At 42.7% G+C, this 17,681-nt stretch carries 8 protein-coding genes; 3 read left to right on the top strand and 5 right to left on the bottom strand.

Annotation, left to right across the window (positions count from 1 at the left end; genetic code table 11):
- Positions 1-3: 3 nt before the first annotated feature.
- Entirely contained in the window at positions 4-1,641 is a 1,638-nt protein-coding gene (locus ACL9RF_RS03655) for a RagB/SusD family nutrient uptake outer membrane protein (RefSeq protein WP_422799236.1), read from the bottom strand.
- A gap of 4 nt (positions 1,642-1,645) precedes the next feature.
- A complete protein-coding gene (locus tag ACL9RF_RS03650) occupies positions 1,646-4,804 on the bottom strand; it encodes a SusC/RagA family TonB-linked outer membrane protein (protein ID WP_422799235.1) in 3,159 nt (1,052 codons plus the stop codon).
- 193 nt (positions 4,805-4,997) lie between these two features.
- Here ACL9RF_RS03650 and ACL9RF_RS03645 point away from each other — a divergent pair, with 193 nt between their 5' ends.
- Complete coding sequence (locus ACL9RF_RS03645; RefSeq protein WP_422799234.1) at positions 4,998-5,147, top strand: hypothetical protein; 150 nt, start codon at positions 4,998-5,000, stop codon at positions 5,145-5,147.
- A gap of 14 nt (positions 5,148-5,161) precedes the next feature.
- Here the strand turns inward: ACL9RF_RS03645 and ACL9RF_RS03640 are convergent, their stop codons facing one another.
- Entirely contained in the window at positions 5,162-6,649 is a 1,488-nt protein-coding gene (locus ACL9RF_RS03640) for a glycoside hydrolase family 125 protein (protein WP_422799233.1), read from the bottom strand.
- A gap of 354 nt (positions 6,650-7,003) precedes the next feature.
- On the opposite strand from ACL9RF_RS03640, the gene ACL9RF_RS03635 reads away from it, so the two are divergent.
- Together ACL9RF_RS03635 and ACL9RF_RS03630 are read left to right on the top strand one after the other, a co-directional pair.
- Entirely contained in the window at positions 7,004-11,110 is a 4,107-nt protein-coding gene (locus ACL9RF_RS03635; protein ID WP_422799232.1) for an ATP-binding protein, read from the top strand.
- A 1,099-nt stretch (positions 11,111-12,209) separates the two neighbouring features.
- A complete protein-coding gene (locus tag ACL9RF_RS03630) occupies positions 12,210-13,115 on the top strand; it encodes a helix-turn-helix domain-containing protein (RefSeq protein WP_422799231.1) in 906 nt (301 codons plus the stop codon).
- 66 nt (positions 13,116-13,181) lie between these two features.
- Here ACL9RF_RS03630 and ACL9RF_RS03625 read toward each other — a convergent pair whose 3' ends face one another.
- Both ACL9RF_RS03625 and ACL9RF_RS03620 read right to left on the bottom strand, forming a co-directional pair.
- A complete protein-coding gene (locus ACL9RF_RS03625; RefSeq protein WP_422799230.1) occupies positions 13,182-16,433 on the bottom strand; it encodes a TonB-dependent receptor in 3,252 nt (1,083 codons plus the stop codon).
- A 351-nt stretch (positions 16,434-16,784) separates the two neighbouring features.
- Entirely contained in the window at positions 16,785-17,615 is an 831-nt protein-coding gene (locus ACL9RF_RS03620) for an SDR family oxidoreductase (RefSeq protein WP_422799229.1), read from the bottom strand.
- Between the last annotated feature and the right edge of the window lie 66 nt (positions 17,616-17,681).

The raw sequence follows: 17,681 nt of genomic DNA, 5'->3' as shown, positions 1-17,681 counted from the left end.
ATATTAGTTTTCATAGCCTGGGTTATTGGGCAATAAGTTCTTGTTTAAATCCAATTCGGTACGCGGCACCGACCAAAGGTAATCCCTGTTCTCGTCAAAGCGGCGACTATCCAGCTCGATATACTGACTATTGCCATTTACAAACTTAGCCCCCAGCACCTTGCCCTCGAGGTACGTCTTCCCCGCTTTCCACCGTTTAATATCATAATACCGAAGTCCCTCCAGTGCCAGCTCGCTACGGCGCTCATTGCGTATAACCTGCTGCAAGGCTGCAGCAGTAAGTCCGGTCGGGAAGTTCAAGGCTTCAGCTGCTGTAAAACCCGCGCGTTGACGAATTACCCTTATCGTTTTATTCCAGACCTCAGCATCCATCTGTCCCAGTTCATGTTTCGCCTCTGCCAACATCAACAAGACATCCGCATAGCGGAACATAATAATATTAAGACCCGCATCGAAAGTTGCCGTAGCCGTTTTATCGTAATATTTCCGGGTATAATAACCCGTTGCCGTCGTATTAGCACTAGGACCATTATAGATATCCTTACGCTCGTCGGAGGTGCTACCCGTACCCGGCCGTATATAGATTGTACGTTTCGAACCGTTAAAATCGGTCCACTCTGCAGCATGAAACACCAGCGTTGCCGCCAGACGAGGGTCTCTATTTACATAAGGATTGTTATCATTATAGGCAGGGTCGTCGGCAATCGTTAAGCCCCTTAAAGTAAGGTAACTATCGACCAAAGACTGCACCGGAGCATACGCATTTAAACGCGCGCCAGCCGACAAGGGCGCCATATCATAAAACTTACTCCAGGTACGATCGTTGGGCACATAACCATAGTCCAGTATAACCTCCGCATTATACTCATTAGCGGCTTCAAACAAACCCCCATAACTCGGAAATAAGGCATAGCTACCATATACATGCGGATAGCTGATTAAACTATCGCAGTAATCTACCACCTTCGTCCAGTTGTTCTCGTAAAGGTAAACACGCGCTTGAAAAGCCACGGCCGCCCCCTTCGTAATACGGCCATTATCCACAGCCGGCAATTGATCCCTATTCGGCAGGTGCAGCCCAATATCCGCTAACTCATCGTGGATAAACTGCCGTACCACAGCTGCAGGCGTACGCTTTAAAAGATGCGCCTCCTCCAGGCTTATGTCTTGCGTAAAGAAAGGTACATCACCAAAAAAATTAACCAGCCTAAAGTAAATGAAAGCCCGAATAAAGCGCACCTCCGCTTTCCGCTGCTGCTTCCATTGCAAGGAAGCATCCTCCACACGGTCAATATTCCCTAATAACACATGGCAAGTCTTCAAGGCCCCATAAGCATCCGCCCATTCCCCACGGAAAACAGCAAGCGAAGCATTTGCAATACCACTGCGAATGGTACGTGCATCGGTATTGGTACGCCCTTCAAACACATTATCACTAAGCGCCTCATCATTCCACATCTTATTAGCGCTATACATTTGGTTGTACGCCATATTCACCATAGTCTCCGCATTTGCTGCCGAGCGCCAAAAAGTAAGGTCGGTAAAATTGTCTGTAGGTACCGGGTCCAAGGTATTGCAACTTAAAAACAGCGCAAACACAGGCAACCACAGTCCTAATCTATAAAAAAGCTTATTTTTCATATCTTTAAAATTGAATATCCAAGCCAAAACCATAATATTTTAAGGTAGGATAGTTACGCGCACTATTAGCAGACCCACCCATATTACCATCAAATTCAGACGATTCAGGATCTATCCATGAATTAAAGCTCAAGGTCAATAAATTCTGTGCATTGACAAACACCCGAGCGCGCTGTAATTTTATTTTATCGGTAAAGTGCTTGGGCAAGGAATAACCAATCTGTATATTTTTCAGGCGCGCATAACGCCCATTAAAGAGGTAAAGATCAGATCCCATTCGATAATTATTCTGCGTAGAAATCCCCCCTGCGGCAGTAAGGCGTGGCCACTGCGCATCCATATGCGTTGGCGTCCAAAAATCCAGCTGATGCTGATAGATAGCATACGAATAGTTCTCATGGAAAGGCTCTACCAACTCCCCCCTTACCATCATATCCCTTTTTCCGACGCCCTGCCAGAACATGCTAAAATCAAAATCTTTAAACGTAACATCATAAGAAAAGCCAAACGTATAACGCGGAAAACCATTCCCCAACACAAACCTATCGTTGGCATCAATAATACCATCGTTATTACGGTCTACATATTGCACATCCCCCGGTTGCAAATCACCGGCATTGATACCTACAGGGAGAGCAGCCGTTTCCAGCTCCTGTATATTTCGGAAATAACCTTTCACCTTATATCCATAATACACATTATACGGGAGCCCCTCGCGAATAATTTTGGAAATTCCATCGCTAGTTTGAATCGACTCCTTACCTTGGAAATTCAACACCTTATTAAAAGAGTCGCCGATATTTGCGGCGAAATTATGTTTAAATTTCCCCGTTTCCGTACGGTAGTTCAACACCAACTCCCAGCCCTGATTGCGCATCTCCCCAATATTAGTCTTACTAAGACGCGTACCAAATACCGAAGTAATCTCCGGTGTCAGCAAAATATCCACCGTATTTTTAATAAAATAATCGAAACTTGCCGTCAGCTTATTCCTAAAGAAAGAAGCATCCAAGCCAACATTGAAATTGCGCGTTTTCTCCCAGCGCAGGTCATTATTAGCATAGGTAAAACCAGCGCCCACCACCGGTTTATTATTAAAGCCATACGTATTAGTATACGGCTGATAAACCGTAAGGTACTGATAGGCCGGAATATCCTGATTACCGAGGATACCATAACTAGCACGCAGCTTTAAATCGCCGACACGATCGCGGTATGCGGCAAAAAAATCCTCCTCCGACATCCGCCAACCTAAGGATAACGACGGAAATAAACCCCAACGATTTTCTTTGGCAAAACGTGAGGAGCCATCATAACGAAAGGTCCCTTCGGCAAAATACCGGTCCGCATATGAATAAGCAGCGCGACCAATTAACGAGGTTATACTCGTTTCATAGGTACCATTTAAGGAGGTTCGGCTGCCAGGATCAATAATGGTTCCCGTTGTCGGCGTTCCTAATATCGGATCTGTAAACCTCAATTTAATCTCATTCTGGCGGCGAGTATACGATTCATTGGTAGCCCCAAATAACAACTTCACCGCATGCGCATTAAACGTACGGTCATAATCCAATAGCAACTGGTAATTTAAGCGTGTAGCCTTCTCATTGAAGTCCTCGGTATTCCGATTTGGATTAACATACACCGAAGGTGATGACGCATCGGCACTGCTATACAATGGCACCTGAATACGACGGATAAAACGGTGGTCTGCATAAATCTCCGACCCAAATACACCCCTTAATTTAAGCCCCTTTGCTAGGTTTACATCAAGCGATACATTCGCATTAAAATAATCGTTATCGTATTTTTGATAGCCCCCCTCCTGCAGTTCCGCCAAGGGATTCTGATCCGTAAGCGCATTATTGATCAAGTACTTTCCATTAGGCGCCTGCATGCCATAATAATAGTACGAAGGCAATCGCGATGCATTAATAATAGCATTCGACGCCGTATGGTTCAAGCTGTTATTTCGGGAATACGCCAAAATTGTTCCCAGTTTAAAAATGCCATAAGTTGCAGAAACGTTAGAGCGCAGGTTAAAACGCTGTATACCGAAATTTTCATTACCGACAAAGTTGCTCCTCTGATCAACAAAGCCACCCGAGAAAAGGTAAGTAGCATATTCACTACCACCCGAAACATTGATGGTATGATTATGCTGAAAAGCCCGTTGTATAATCTCGTTATAATTCCATTTTTCAACATCCCGGTGGTCAAATAAATCCAAAACCTGATCCGGCGTAAACTCCGGAGGCTTGCCGACATTGGTTAAAGCCTGATTTCGCAGCACCGCATTCTGATACCCCTTAACCGGTGCAAATAAAATCCGTGGATCCTGAACCCCTGCCAAGGACGAAAGCTTTACAGTAGGGCGCTGATTTCGCTTCCCCTGCTTCGTTGTTACCAAGATAACGCCATTAGCCGATCGGGAGCCATAGATAGCCGCTGTACCCGCATCCTTTAACACCGACACGCTTTCGATATCCATCGGGTTCATTTTATTCATAGCACCAATATCACTCACCAGCCCGTCGATTACCACCAATGGCCCATTACTATTCATGGTAGAAATACCCCGTATATTTACATTCATGGCATTATCATTCGGGTCCATGCTTTTCTGCTGTATCGTTAAACTTGGCGATGCGCCCTGCAAAGCCTGCGTCACATTCGCGACAGGTCTATTTTCCAGCTGTGCAGCCTTGATCTGATCTACCGCACCTACCACCGCTTTACGGGTGGTGGTACCATAGCCGATAACCACTGTTTCCTCCAAAACGGTATCCTCCATCCTAAGCACGACATGCTGCATAGCCGATGCAGTAATGCGATAGGTTTGGGTTACATAGCCCACATGCGAAATCAGCAGATCATCCGCCAGATTTGCCGGCAGCGAAAAATTACCCTTACTGTCTGTAAGTACCGTACTTCCGGCGGATGCTTTTATAAGGCGCAGGCTAACACCGGCCAAAGGTTCTCCTAGCTCATTGACCACCATTCCCCTCACAATTTGCTGCTGCTGCTGCTGCGCCTTGCTTTTTAGGACCGATACAGGGGCAGCTATAGCCTGCGGCGCTGCCAACCCCATTCCTAGCGGAACAGAAAGGACAAAAGTCCCTATTAAGCGTAGAAAAATGGGTTTATTTCTATTCTTTATCATGTTTATTATTGGTTAGTTGAACGCTGATATTTCACAGCGTTCTATTGTTTACATACCGCTACAGCCTCTTCTGCTACCCCCAGCATAAGATTATATAAAACCGCGGTATGGGGTGCACACGGTTTTAAGCTGCCGCTTATACTACATTACGTAATTTAAGTTTACCTATCTTTCATATGTTGTTGTTTTAAAAATGAATACCAAAACTAAATCCCACAAAAAAATGATCCCCGAAATTGAGGGCAGTACAGGGCTTCCTATACCGCAATGTACAGCAGCATCCTCTTGCATGCTCGTGCATCCTGATACATGCTGGAGCATCCTTTGGTACCGCAACCCCTAACCAGCCCCCGCAAACTAAAGGGTATTTAAAAGATTAACTTTCCCACTATGCACCAACTTCAGTATTAGTTCACCAAAAAGTGTATTTTGCCAGGCAAACCAAGACCTTGTAAAATTACTAGGGTCATCCTTATGAAAAGACTCGTGCATAAAACCCGTATGCGCATCAGTAGCCATCAGACTGCGTATACAATCTTGGATTTCGGCGTCATTCTGACTTGTAAATGCCCTCATCATAATGCTCATCGGCCATATCATATCGTAACCGATATGCGGACCACCAATACCCTCGGCAGCCTTACCCTTAAAAAAGTAAGGGTTGTCTTTACTCCACACAAAGTTTCGTGTCTGCTGATAAATCGGGTCGTTAAGATCGACATCCCCCAGGTAGGCCATCGCCAACAGGCTGGGAACATTCGCGTCGTCCATCAAAAGTTGATTGCCGAAACCATCCACCTCGTAGGCATAAATTTTCCCATATTTTGGATGGTTATGTACCGCATAGGTATGTAAAGCCTGCTCCACCTCATCCGCCAATGCGAGGCATGATTTGGCAAGGTCCGGGTTTTTATTTACCTGTGTTAAGATGCTGGCCATCTTACGGAGGGATGATACCGCAAAAAAGTTGGAGGGAACTAAAAACTGCAAGACTGTAGCATCATCCGAAGGGCGGAACGACGACACAATGAGGCCCACAGGATTTACCGGCGCCCCAAGTCCATTGTTGTTTAGAGTGTCGAACGCACGATCTGTTTTACGTAAAAAGGTATAAGGGCCCACATTGTCCTTACGCTGCTGTTCCTTAAAGGTTTTAAGAATCAACTCTACCGCCTTCAGCCAATCGGCATCGAAAATACTATCGTCGCCCGTTACCTCCCAATAATGGAAGGCTAAACGCACGGGATAACATAAAGAGTCAATCTCCCATTTACGCTCATGCAACTCCGGTTTCATGGCGGTCACATCGCTCATCCACTCCCCACCAATAGGGCCATCATTAAAGGCATTAGCATAAGGATCAATCCCGATGGATTGAAACTGTCGCCGTATAACACCCTCCAACATCTTCCTAAGCTTTTCCTCTTTATTGGCAAACTGCACATAAGGCCATACCTGCGCTGCCGAATCACGTAACCACATCGCGTGGATATCTCCGGTTAACACAAAAGTATCCGGCTTGCCCTCCTTTTCTGTATACTCTACCGTGCTGTCCAAGGTATTCGGGAAGCAGTTCTCAAACATCCAAGCCAACTTCGGGTTTTTAAGCTGCTTTTTTACCCGAGCAATTTCCTCCTCTATCACCATAGAGGTAAACATCCGCTTTTGGGGTGCCGGACGATTGGTCTTTATCGGATCATCTATCTGGGTATTATCGCGTACCACCAGCTGCGGCGCATTTGCGGTCCAGAAAGCTGTAGCTTGACTAGTTTGGGGTATGAATACCGCCGGCAGCAGAAAGGTGGATAGTAATCCCAGCCCCATTGTTGTCCGTTTTTGTCGCATAATATATACTATATTTTTGGTTTTAATTTTTACGCCTGCTGCCAAGGTTTACCGCTTTCAACAACGGCATACTGCGCTTTAATCTTTCAGAAATACAGCTTTGCTGCAAGGGCTTAAATTATAGCCCTGATAGATTTAGCATATACGAACTATTACAGCTCGCTTAGGTTTACACACTTGGTATAGCAAAAGTAGAATAAGGCGTTAAAGCGTCAATAGCAGGCCTTCAGCATTGCACAGAACTTAACAACATTGTCACAAATATTTACAAATTAGAAATGTGCCAACTGAATAAAAAAAACGAAATTCGTAAGGCATAATTATTTATAAACCAGCTTCCGAAACACCTAACAAATGACTGTATCCAAACCTTTACGTCCAAACATATACGCCCTATGGCTGCCGTTAAAAACAGCCGTGATCTGCATCATACAGCTACTGGTCTTGCCCTATGCGAATGCCTATAATTTAAAGCAGATTAGCAATCGGGAAAACCTCTCCAACAGCGCGGTGTTATCGGTGTACCAAAGTCTGAATGGTTTAATGTTGTTCGGAACCTGCGATGGTTTAAATTTTTACAATGGCCGTACGGTGGAACACTACCAACCGCTTTCTTCAGCACATGCCCTGTCGGGCAATCTTATTGAAAATATTATCGAGACCGTGCCCGAAACATTCTGGATTCAGACCTATTACGGCATGAATAAATTAAACCGGCAAACCAATACGGTGCAGCATTTCAGCCAGTTTGACAAGGTGCTGTTCCGCGTAAAAGATGCCCACCATACCCTTTTTATTCTACAGGAAAAAGAGGGCATTTTTTACTTCCCAAAAAATGGGAAGGATTTTAAGCAAGTAAAACTACCCGGTCTGGATATCCATTCTGTGAAGGGACTTTTTATTGCTCCGGATAATGCTTTATGGATCCTGCAAGAAGATGGCCGCGCTTATTCGTATACCCTTACCCTCGAGGAAGGAAAGGCGGAGCCGGAGATTTCAGTAAAGCCAGCCCGCTCATTCCGACATCCTGCCGCCATAAAAAATGTCTTTGAAAATCAAGGTGAACTGCTGTTTTTAGATCAATCGGATAACCTGTATAACCTAAACAGTACTGCGAAAAACGCTACATTCTTAACTAATTTAACGGCACTGCTACGCCAAAATGGCGAAATATCCAGTGCCATAACCTATCGGGATGGTTTGTTTATAGGTTTCAAAACGAATGGCCTCTATCACCTTAAAAGACAAAATAAACTGGATCATAGCTATGGCATAGAAAAAGTGTTAATCCATGCGGGTGTTTTCACCCTCTATAAAGACCGCTATCAAGATATCCTGTGGATCGCCACAGACGGTCAGGGCGTGTATAGGTATGCGAACGACAGCTATTCGATAAAATCGACGCTATTAAACGATCTTTACCTGAAGATGAGTAAGCCTATACGAGCTGTCTACCAGGATCAGGAGCGTACCTTATGGCTGGGCAGCAAAGGTGATGGCATCCTTCGTGTGGAGAATTATGAAGTGCATAAAAACATACTTAACAACAACTTAGTGGCTTTAAATAGCAGTAACAGTTTACTGTATGACAATTCTGTATACAGTTTTTCGAAGAGTAAAAAGAATGTCCTTTGGATTGGTACCGAGGAGGGAATAAATTACTACGCGTATAACACGAAAAAAATACATAAAATCGCCTTCTACGATGGTGATACCCCTATAAAGTATATCCATGATATTTATGAGCAGGATTCTATATTGTGGATTGCTACGGTAGGTCTTGGTTTTGTTAAGGCGCAGCTGCAGTGGAAGGGCGACACCCCCACATTAAAACTTATACAACGCTATACCCTGCAGGATAAACTGCCATCGGCAAATTATTTCTTTTCTATATATGCTGAAAACGATAGCACGTTATGGTTTGCCAATCGTGGGCAAGGTGCAGTTATATACCATACTAAAAGCAACCGCCTGGAACCGGTATTGTTGCAGCATACCGAGGCAGATATGACATTGAACGAGTTTTTTAGTATCGCCAAGGATGCAAACAACAATTACTTAATCGGCACCAGCCGTGGTTTAGTACGTAAAGATAACCAGCAGCACTATAGCCTATACCCTAAAAGCGCAGGTTTTTTACATAACAGCATCCATAGCATTGTTGATGAGGGCGACGATATCTTTTGGCTAAGCACAAACCGGGGTTTAATCGCTTACGATGCCGCTGCAGAACGCTTTCGTACCTACGGCCGCTCGGATGGTCTGGAGGTTATAGAATTTAGTGATGGGGCAGCGTTTAAAGATCCACTTTCGGGGGTTATGTTATTTGGCGGCATCAATGGCTTTGTTTCCATACAGAAAAATGAATATGAAACCCAAACCTACAGGCCTCCGATATACTGTGCAGGATTAAGTATTTTGGGTAAGGAAGAGAAACTGGACGGAAATATACAGCAGGATCAGCATAGCCCAACCTTAAGCCTTGGGTATAACCAAAATTTTTTCACATTAACTTTTAATGCCATCGATTACCTTCATGGCACGAACTATACCTTTTACTATAAACTCGTAGCTGCGCATGACGAATGGATAAATAACGGAACCTCCAATCAATTGTCGTTCACCCATCTTCAACCCGGCGAATATACCCTATTGGTGAAATACCACAATGGCGCCTTAAACATCGACAGTGAAACCTATACGCTCAAGCTTAAAATTGCCCCACCCTGGTATCGGTCTCCCCTTGCCTATACCGGTTATTTTAGTATCGCCATCCTTGTTTGCAGTTTGGTGGCACGTCATTTTATCCTGCTGCAACGTAGAAAACGAAGCCATTTACTGCAAAAAATAAAGGAAAAACATAAGGAAGAAGTTTACGAGTCTAAGCTTAGCTTTTTCACGAATATTGCCCATGAATTCTGTACGCCACTGACCCTCATATATGGGCCATGCACGCAGATTTTGCAGCAGCCTAATGTGGATAGTTCCATTGTAAAATACACCCGCATTATACAACATAATGCGGAGCGTCTCAACCTACTTATACAAGATCTAATTGAGTTTCGACGCATTGAAACAGGGTATAAAAACCCGACTATAGCGAAGCTTAATGTAGCCGATTTAACCAAACAAATTGCCGACTTATTTACGGTGATGGCGGAGGCCAGGGAGACGCAATTCGACATCGATATACCGCCAACACTCATATGGAATACCGACAAGAACTTTATTATAACCATTGTTACCAATTTACTGTCGAATGCATTTAAATATATGCAGGCCGAACATGCAGCCGTCCAAATACAGCTATGCTGCACCGAAGCAAATAGCCTGATAATCCGGGTATCTAATACGGGCGAAGGTATTGCGGAAGAAGATATTGCCAAGATATTTGATCGCTACAGTGTATTGGCAAATTTTGAAAATCAAGATAGCCAAACGATGTTCTCGCGTAATGGACTGGGTTTAGCCATAGCGCATAAAATGGTGGAGCTATTGGGCGGAGAAATAAAAATTAGCAGTACAGCCCATGCCTGGACTCATTTTGAGGTTACCCTTCCCTTTATAGCCTCCAACCTTACGAACATTACGGTAGGGAACCTGCAGGATAGCGATTTGAAAAAACTACGCCTGGAAAATAGCCTAATGACCAGGCTGCCACAGTCACAAGCAGCTTATAGCAGCCAAACAGCCAAACCGACCATGCTAATAATAGACGATGAAGTCGATATCCTCTGGTTTTTAAGTGATATCTTTGCGCCAGCATTTAATATCATTGCCTTAAATAATGCTGCAGAGGTACGGGATTGTTTAAATGAAGTGCTCCCCGATATAATCCTGTCGGATGTGAAAATGCCTACAATAGATGGCATTGCCTTGGTTAAAACCATTAAGTCGAACCCACAAACGGCACATATCCCTTTAATCTTAATATCTGCAAAACATGAGATAGAAGAACAAATTGCGGGTATAAATGCGGGTGCCGAACTCTATATTACCAAGCCCTTCCATGTAGACTACCTAAAATCGTCGGTTTCCCATTTGATACACCGAAAGGAAACACTCAAAGACTACTTCTCCTCGCCGCGAAGTGCTTTTGATCTTACTAAAGGTAAATTAACCCATAAAGAGCATAAAATTTTGCTGAAAAAAATCCATGCCATTATAGATGCCAACATAAGGAATTCCGATTTGTCGGCTAAATTCATCGCTGACAACCTACATATGAGTACGCGAAACTTATACCGCAAAATCAATGAAATAGCGGATACCAGTATTTCCGATATGATTCGGGATTCCCGTTTACACATCGCAGAGGATTTGCTGGTGAAATCTAAACAAACTATTGATGAAATTTTATTTCAGTCGGGTTTCGCAAACCGAGTTACTTTTTTTAAGGCCTTCACTAAAAAACACCAGATGACACCCAAAGCCTACCGCGCACAAAACAGCAAGTTATAAAGACTTAAGTAACACACTTTAGCCCATATGGCCACTTGGCAGCTTCCTGTATAAAGGCATTGTAAAGCACCTTAAGGCACTTTAAAGTCAATAAGGCTGCAGCTGCCGAACAGCCATCGACCAAAAAAAGAAAATCAAAATCAAAAATTACCCAAACCTCCGTAAGGGCAAATGCAGTTAGGGTCGTTGAATAAATAAACAATAAAAAAATTACTAAATAGTAAAACTATTTTCTCTTATTAGTGTTCTACTAGTATATTCTAATAGGTTAATAGTTGGTTTTAGAACGTCTACGGTCCCCCCACCTTAGGCGTTCTACATTTTGGTATATATTTTTAAACAATAAGAAAACTAATCGAATACACTTCCTTGGTTCTAGAGCCCGAGCCCGCTAAGTATAAAATGCCGAAACAGTCCAACTTATTTAACATAATATATTTATCAACTTAAAATTTAGATTTAAATCAAAAAAAACAACAGCCGCAGGATGGAAAACAACCATCTGTACCTATACCCCCAAAAACCCGTATATATTACTGGAGATAAAAGTTTACCTAGCGAAAGACAAAAGCAGTTGCAGGATTAACTATACGACCAATACGCCATACAAGCCCCAGCCTACTAGCCCATAAGGAAAAACATTTTGCGAGCGGATTAAAACGCCCTAATTATTGATTAATTTTTAAAAATATACCCATACGCACCTAAAAAATATAAGATATAACATTCAGGATTGAAAAATCATCAATACCGACAGCTCAACTCCTATAAAGTTGTTGTTACAATTTTTAAATTTGTAATCCCTAAACGTTAACAAAAAAAGAATTAAAGGAGGTTGGAGGCCCTAAGGAAAAAAGAAAAAACTGCGCTCAGTTGCAGAAAATAGGCCTTAAACGTCATAAAAAACAATATCTACGTATTTAAAATAAAAATAGAATGCATAAATCGATTTTATTTAGCTTTTATTATATTATCTTCGAATGTTGTTTATAATAAAACTATATCTACCGGAGAACTAACGATTATTATACCATCATCCACTATAGGGTGATAAATAGTCTGTGGATCAAATACAACATTGAAAACATAATCCAAACTAATGAATGTAACTTTAAATTATTTAGGGATTACCAAAAAGTTAAAACAAATACTACCCGGTTTAACCCTAAACCGCCTTGATGATTTAAATCTAAAAACACCACTTAAAAGTGTAAACTTCCGCCCTAATTATTATGCCTTTTTACTCGTTAAAAATGGGGCAGGAAAAGTTATAATAGACGATAATACCTATTCCATACGTCCACAATCCTTAATCTTTTTAAACCCTGGAAATACAAGGGAGTTTTTTTTCGAGCATATCGATGAAATATTTGTGGTTACCTTTAACGATTTGTTTCTTAAAGAGAGTATACATGATAAATTCCTACAAATTTTTCCTTTTTTATTTACCGAGGTAAATAAACCCATCGCATTGGAGGAACGTTCTTTCCAGGAACTATTTAAGCTCTTGCACGACATGCATGAGGAGATATACAACCGTAGCATAGACCGTGCTGCTATTATAGGGCATCAATTTGCACTGTTTCTTTACTTCTTAAAACGCAATGTATGGGAAAATTACAGCCCCTTATGGGAGGGTAAACACAACTCCAAAATTGTCAAGAATTTTAAGTCGCTATTGCAGCAGCACTACCGCGACTTTAGAGCCGGGAATGTAGAGAAAGTGTATAGTGCCGCAGCCTATGCCGAACAGATGGAGCTGGATTGTAACTATCTGGAAGAGATAATCCTAAGCAAAACGGGAAAATCTATATCGGAATGGGCCATCGACAAGTCTGTTGCGGAAGCTAAAATTTTGCTGGCGACAACCCAGGACTCGTTTACCTCAATTGCCAACAAGCTTGGATTTGAGGATAGCGTACACTTTATTTATCATTTCAAGGAAAAAACAAAAAAATCGCCTATACAATTTAGGAAGGACCACTTCGAAGGATTGAAACCTTAAAATACGGGGCCAATCGTATGGACTAAGCCCCGCTGTTAAATACCATGCAATGCTCTACTACTCGTTTTAGAAGGAATAACGCAGACCAAATTGCATTTGCCAACGTGAGGCAAAAAAGTCTTTGGAATAAGAGGTCGTCTCATCTTTATGGAAGGCATACGTTGGGTTGCGGCTTTCTGTACCTGCTTTTTCTAACTGCAAACCTATATTACCGGTAGCGTTAAAGGTATTGGGTGCAAAATATTGTATGCCCCAATGTTTATTCAACAGATTCGTCAGGTTTAAAATATCGTATGTTAGAGACAGGGTATGTGTTTTTGTTTTACGCACTTTAAATGAAATATCCTGGGCAAGTCTAAAATCTGCCTGATAATTCCAAGGCGTACGTGCACCATTACGCTCGGTAAAATCGCCCCGGCGTGTACGTAGGTACTTGTCATTGTCGATATAGCTGTCGAATGCCGCCGCCATTGCCGCCCCCGCTTCTGTTGCGGCAAATAGTTGTGCCGTTTCGCCTACCTTTGGAATATACGCTAAACCTACGTTTTGTGCTGACCCATTTATGGTCGAGTTTACAAAACCTAAGGTGTAGGGCTGGCCAGATTGCGCACTGAAAAATAAGGATAAATTGGTTAGATACCGCTTGTCTTTACCCCAGTCTACACGATAGTTTACCGTAGAAACGATGCGGTTGCGGATATCGAAATTTGAATACGCTAAATCGGGGTTGTTAGGGTTCAAGGCTTGATTTAACTGCCAGTTCGACTCCATCGAGTTACGGATACCATTGGTTATATCTTTAGACCTGCCGTAAGTATATGCTGCCGAAATATCTACGCTATTATCGATATTTTTACCCACCTGTGCCGTTAAGCTATACCGGTACCCTTGTTTTGTATTCGTTAACAAATACGCATTGGTATACAAGGGGTTTATGGCTTTAGTATCGTTTAGTGGCATATATATCGGTTGTTTTTTATTGACATCGTAAGGCATATAAATCGGGTTATCGACCAAGTTGATGTGCTTGAACTGCAAATCGTAAATGACCTTGGTATAAATAGCCTCTACAGAAAAACGCCATTGATCTTCGGTTTTATAATCTACAGCCAGGCTATTGCGCCAGATTTGTGGCATTTTGAAATTATTATCTATTAAATCGACCTGTGTTGCGCCTGAGGCATCGTTAATATCTATGCCTTGGTTTTTTACAAATCCAGCTTCACCGATTCCAGTAAGGGCATCCTTAATCGGGTCTGTTCCAGGCTTTGGCCTGCTCGGTTTATCCCCATTATAGCTGTATCTTTTATCAAAGGCACCGTAGGAGTCTCCATTATTATAATACGCATAACCTAACCAAGCAAATGGAATTCTTCCGGTAAATACCCCCGTACCACCGCGGATTATTAAACGCTGATCTTCGAAGACATCATACGAAAACCCCAAGCGTGGCGACACCTGCACCTGCCCCAGGAAGTTATTTGTTATGTCTTTAGGCTGTGTATAGCTGTATGTCGTGCCATACCTCGGATCAGTTGGCGCATGTATTGTTTTTGTGCTCAACGGCTGTTTATTGGGTATATGCGCCAGATCAAAACGTATTCCTGGCGTTAATTTCAGGTGATTACCGACTTGAATTTCGTCCTGGGCATACAGGCTATATAAATTTACATTAAACTTGGCCGGCGGATTGTTAACGATATAATCGCGACTGTTATTCGCATAGTTGTAGTTCGTACGTACCCGGTTAGGTCTATTGTTTAAGAAATCATCTATACTGGAATACGAAATACGTCCATTCCATGCGTTTACAAACCCGTAATTAATGGTATAAAATTCATTGTGCGTACCAAAAGTAAAGGTATGGTTATTTTTCACCCAGGTCAGGTTATTGGTTAGCTCCAGTGTCTTTTGCTTCATATCAAAAATACTCGCTTCCCGGTCTGTACCCATAAATAAGGTCCCCCCCTTTGCAGCGATTTCAATCTGCGGTACTGCAGGGTCTGCCGTAGGTTTTCTATAATCGTGAATACTGGAATACCCAAGGATGAAGCTATTGGACCAGGCATTGCCAAAACGACTTTTTAGCTCGGCAACGGTAGAATTCTGATTGTTAATCTGCTTAAAATCTATGCCAGCAAACCTAAAGTTATTCTGATCTCTCTCCAAATTTGTTGCCTGTGAGGTAATGGTATTATTGCGTATCGACAGCTGATGGTTAGCATTGATAATCCAATCCAGGCGGTTAAAAAACTTATTCGAGTTGGAAAAAATAGTGTAGTTGTCGTAGCTTCCGGCATCTAAGCCATAAAAATTCTTGAAATGATCGGCAATCTGTTTCGCTTGGTCTACAGTAATTTTATCCATATCTGCAGAACCTGCTCCAAGGATTATAGGATCCTGCCGACGGGTAATTTCCTGGTTAGTGAAAAGGAACAATTTATCCTTTATTAAAGGCAGGCCCAGGCGGAAACCCGTTTGATATTCATGGAAAGATGCGGGCATTTTCGAATTATCGCCGGCACGGTTTCTTCCGGTTATGGCGGCATTTCTTCCAAATGCATATACAGAACCGGTAACCAGGTTGGAACCACTCCGTGTTACCGCATTGATGCTACCCCCCAAAAAGTTACCGATTTTAACATCAAACGGAGCGAGGTAAACCTGAATATCCTGAATGGCATCGATTGATACGGGATTGGTACGCGTGCTGCTACCCGGCTGACCAGAGGTCCCTCCTTGCCCACCCAGGGAAGGGCTAAAACCAATAGCATCGTTATTGATGGCTCCATCTAAGGTGACATTATTATACCTAAAATTCGTGCCCAAGAAGGAGTTATTGCTACTTTGCGGTGTTTTGCGTGTGAAATCTTGCAACGACCGACTTATGGAAGGCATTGTTTTCAATTGGTCGGCATTGATACTGGTATTGGCACGCGAGCTTTTGCCCTTCGATGCACGTACCACAACCTCCCCCAGTGTTTTGCTGTCTTCTTCCAACTGAAAATTCTGTGTACTAGGGCCCAGTGGCAGGTTAATGTTGGCCAGCTCGTTCTTTTTAAAACCAAGGTACTCCACCTGAATCAAGTAAGGGCCTCCAGGGTTAAGATTCGCCAAGGTATACCGCCCTTCGGTATTGGTCTGTGTGGTAAGTCTAGCATTGGTTCCGGTATGGACTAAAGTTACGGTGACGCCCGAGATATTTTCGCCCTGCAGATTAATAATTCTACCCGTAAGGGTAGACGTGGTGATTTGTGAAAAGCCCATCTGCGCGAGAAGCAGCAGAAACATAGCCGGCAGTAAATTTAAGATTCTCATGATTAGTAATTTTCATCGAATCTCAAGTATTAATATTAAGTCAATATTAACGACAGCATATTCTAATCTCTTTCTAATCCATTACTAATAAAGCAGATAGAAACAAAACTTCGCCAATGCAAAAAAAATGCGGATAAAGAATTATTAGGTACGCATAGAGCGGCCAGACAGATTAAGCGTAGATTAGAATGTATATGCCTGCTGCCTTAACAAAAGATGTACCGATTGCACGCTATGTGTTTAAAGGGTAGGCGCCCCTAGGTATCCGCTTGGTTTTCCTATATAGCCCTGTGCCTGCCACCGTTATTTTAGCGCTAACCGCAGCAGAACACAGGCTATAAATAGCATATTTTATCCTTTCGTATCGATGCCAAAGAAATTGCGCATATGGCGAGTGTGCGTTAGATCGTCCATACTGGTACGATCTTTAATCCAGCCTTTAGCATCTTTACCCACCGCATAGCGGAATTGATCGCTGCCATCGGTTGCGGCAACTAAAATCTCCTCTGCAACCTGCTCGGCAGTAGAGATATCTTCCGACATCTGGCCCAGTTTATCCATTGCCGCTTGTGTAAATGCCTGATAATCGGTTAAACTGTCATCGCTAGCAAAAAACTTGGCCGAAGTTTCGTGAAATGGTGTGATTACACCGCCTGGTTCTACCAATTTAAGCGTTATATTTTGAGATGCCAGTTCGTAAGATAGCGCTTCAGAGAAGCCCTCTAAAGCAAACTTTGAGGATACATAAAGTGAAATAAGCGGTATACCAATGCGTCCACCAGCAGAACTTACGTTGATAATAGCACCCTGCTTTTCCTGGCGGAAATGTGGCAGAACGGCACGGATAACATTCATGGTTCCAAAAACGTTTACCTGAAACTGCTTTTCAATCTGCTCCGGTGCTATCGCCTCAAAAATACCATACTGCCCATATGCTGCATTATTCACTAAAAGATCAATCTTGCCAAACCTAGCGATACCTTGCTGTATACTATCTGCGATAGAACCTACGTCTTCTAAATCTAAACGTGTTACTAAAGTATTTTCTAACTGTGTAAGCTCCTGCTCCTTTTCTGGATTACGCATGGTGGCCAATACATTCCATCCATTTTTTGCAAATAAAATTGCTGCTGCTCTTCCTATTCCTGTTGAAGTGCCTGTAATTAAAACTGTTTTTGCCATTGTCTTTATAATTTGTAGTAAAACATTGCCGGAAGCTGCCTCCAAAGGCGGCATTTACCTTCCGAA

It is taken from the genome of Sphingobacterium sp. Mn56C, from assembly GCF_049319645.1.
Lineage (GTDB): Bacteria > Bacteroidota > Bacteroidia > Sphingobacteriales > Sphingobacteriaceae > Sphingobacterium.
Note: the sequence above shows the minus strand (reverse complement) of the source record. Positions and strands in the feature narration are given on the sequence as shown.

Excerpts from the sequence above, each read along its gene's own strand:
- ACL9RF_RS03655 (WP_422799236.1), bottom strand. The coding sequence starts at position 1,641 with ATGAAAAATAAGCTTTTTTATAGATTAGGACTGTGGTTGCCTGTGTTT.
- ACL9RF_RS03650 (WP_422799235.1), bottom strand. The coding sequence starts at position 4,804 with ATGATAAAGAATAGAAATAAACCCATTTTTCTACGCTTAATAGGGACT.
- ACL9RF_RS03645 (WP_422799234.1), top strand. The coding sequence starts at position 4,998 with ATGAATACCAAAACTAAATCCCACAAAAAAATGATCCCCGAAATTGAG.
- ACL9RF_RS03640 (WP_422799233.1), bottom strand. The coding sequence starts at position 6,649 with ATGCGACAAAAACGGACAACAATGGGGCTGGGATTACTATCCACCTTT.
- ACL9RF_RS03635 (WP_422799232.1), top strand. The coding sequence starts at position 7,004 with ATGACTGTATCCAAACCTTTACGTCCAAACATATACGCCCTATGGCTG.
- ACL9RF_RS03630 (WP_422799231.1), top strand. The coding sequence starts at position 12,210 with ATGAATGTAACTTTAAATTATTTAGGGATTACCAAAAAGTTAAAACAA.
- ACL9RF_RS03625 (WP_422799230.1), bottom strand. The coding sequence starts at position 16,433 with ATGAGAATCTTAAATTTACTGCCGGCTATGTTTCTGCTGCTTCTCGCG.
- ACL9RF_RS03620 (WP_422799229.1), bottom strand. The coding sequence starts at position 17,615 with ATGGCAAAAACAGTTTTAATTACAGGCACTTCAACAGGAATAGGAAGA.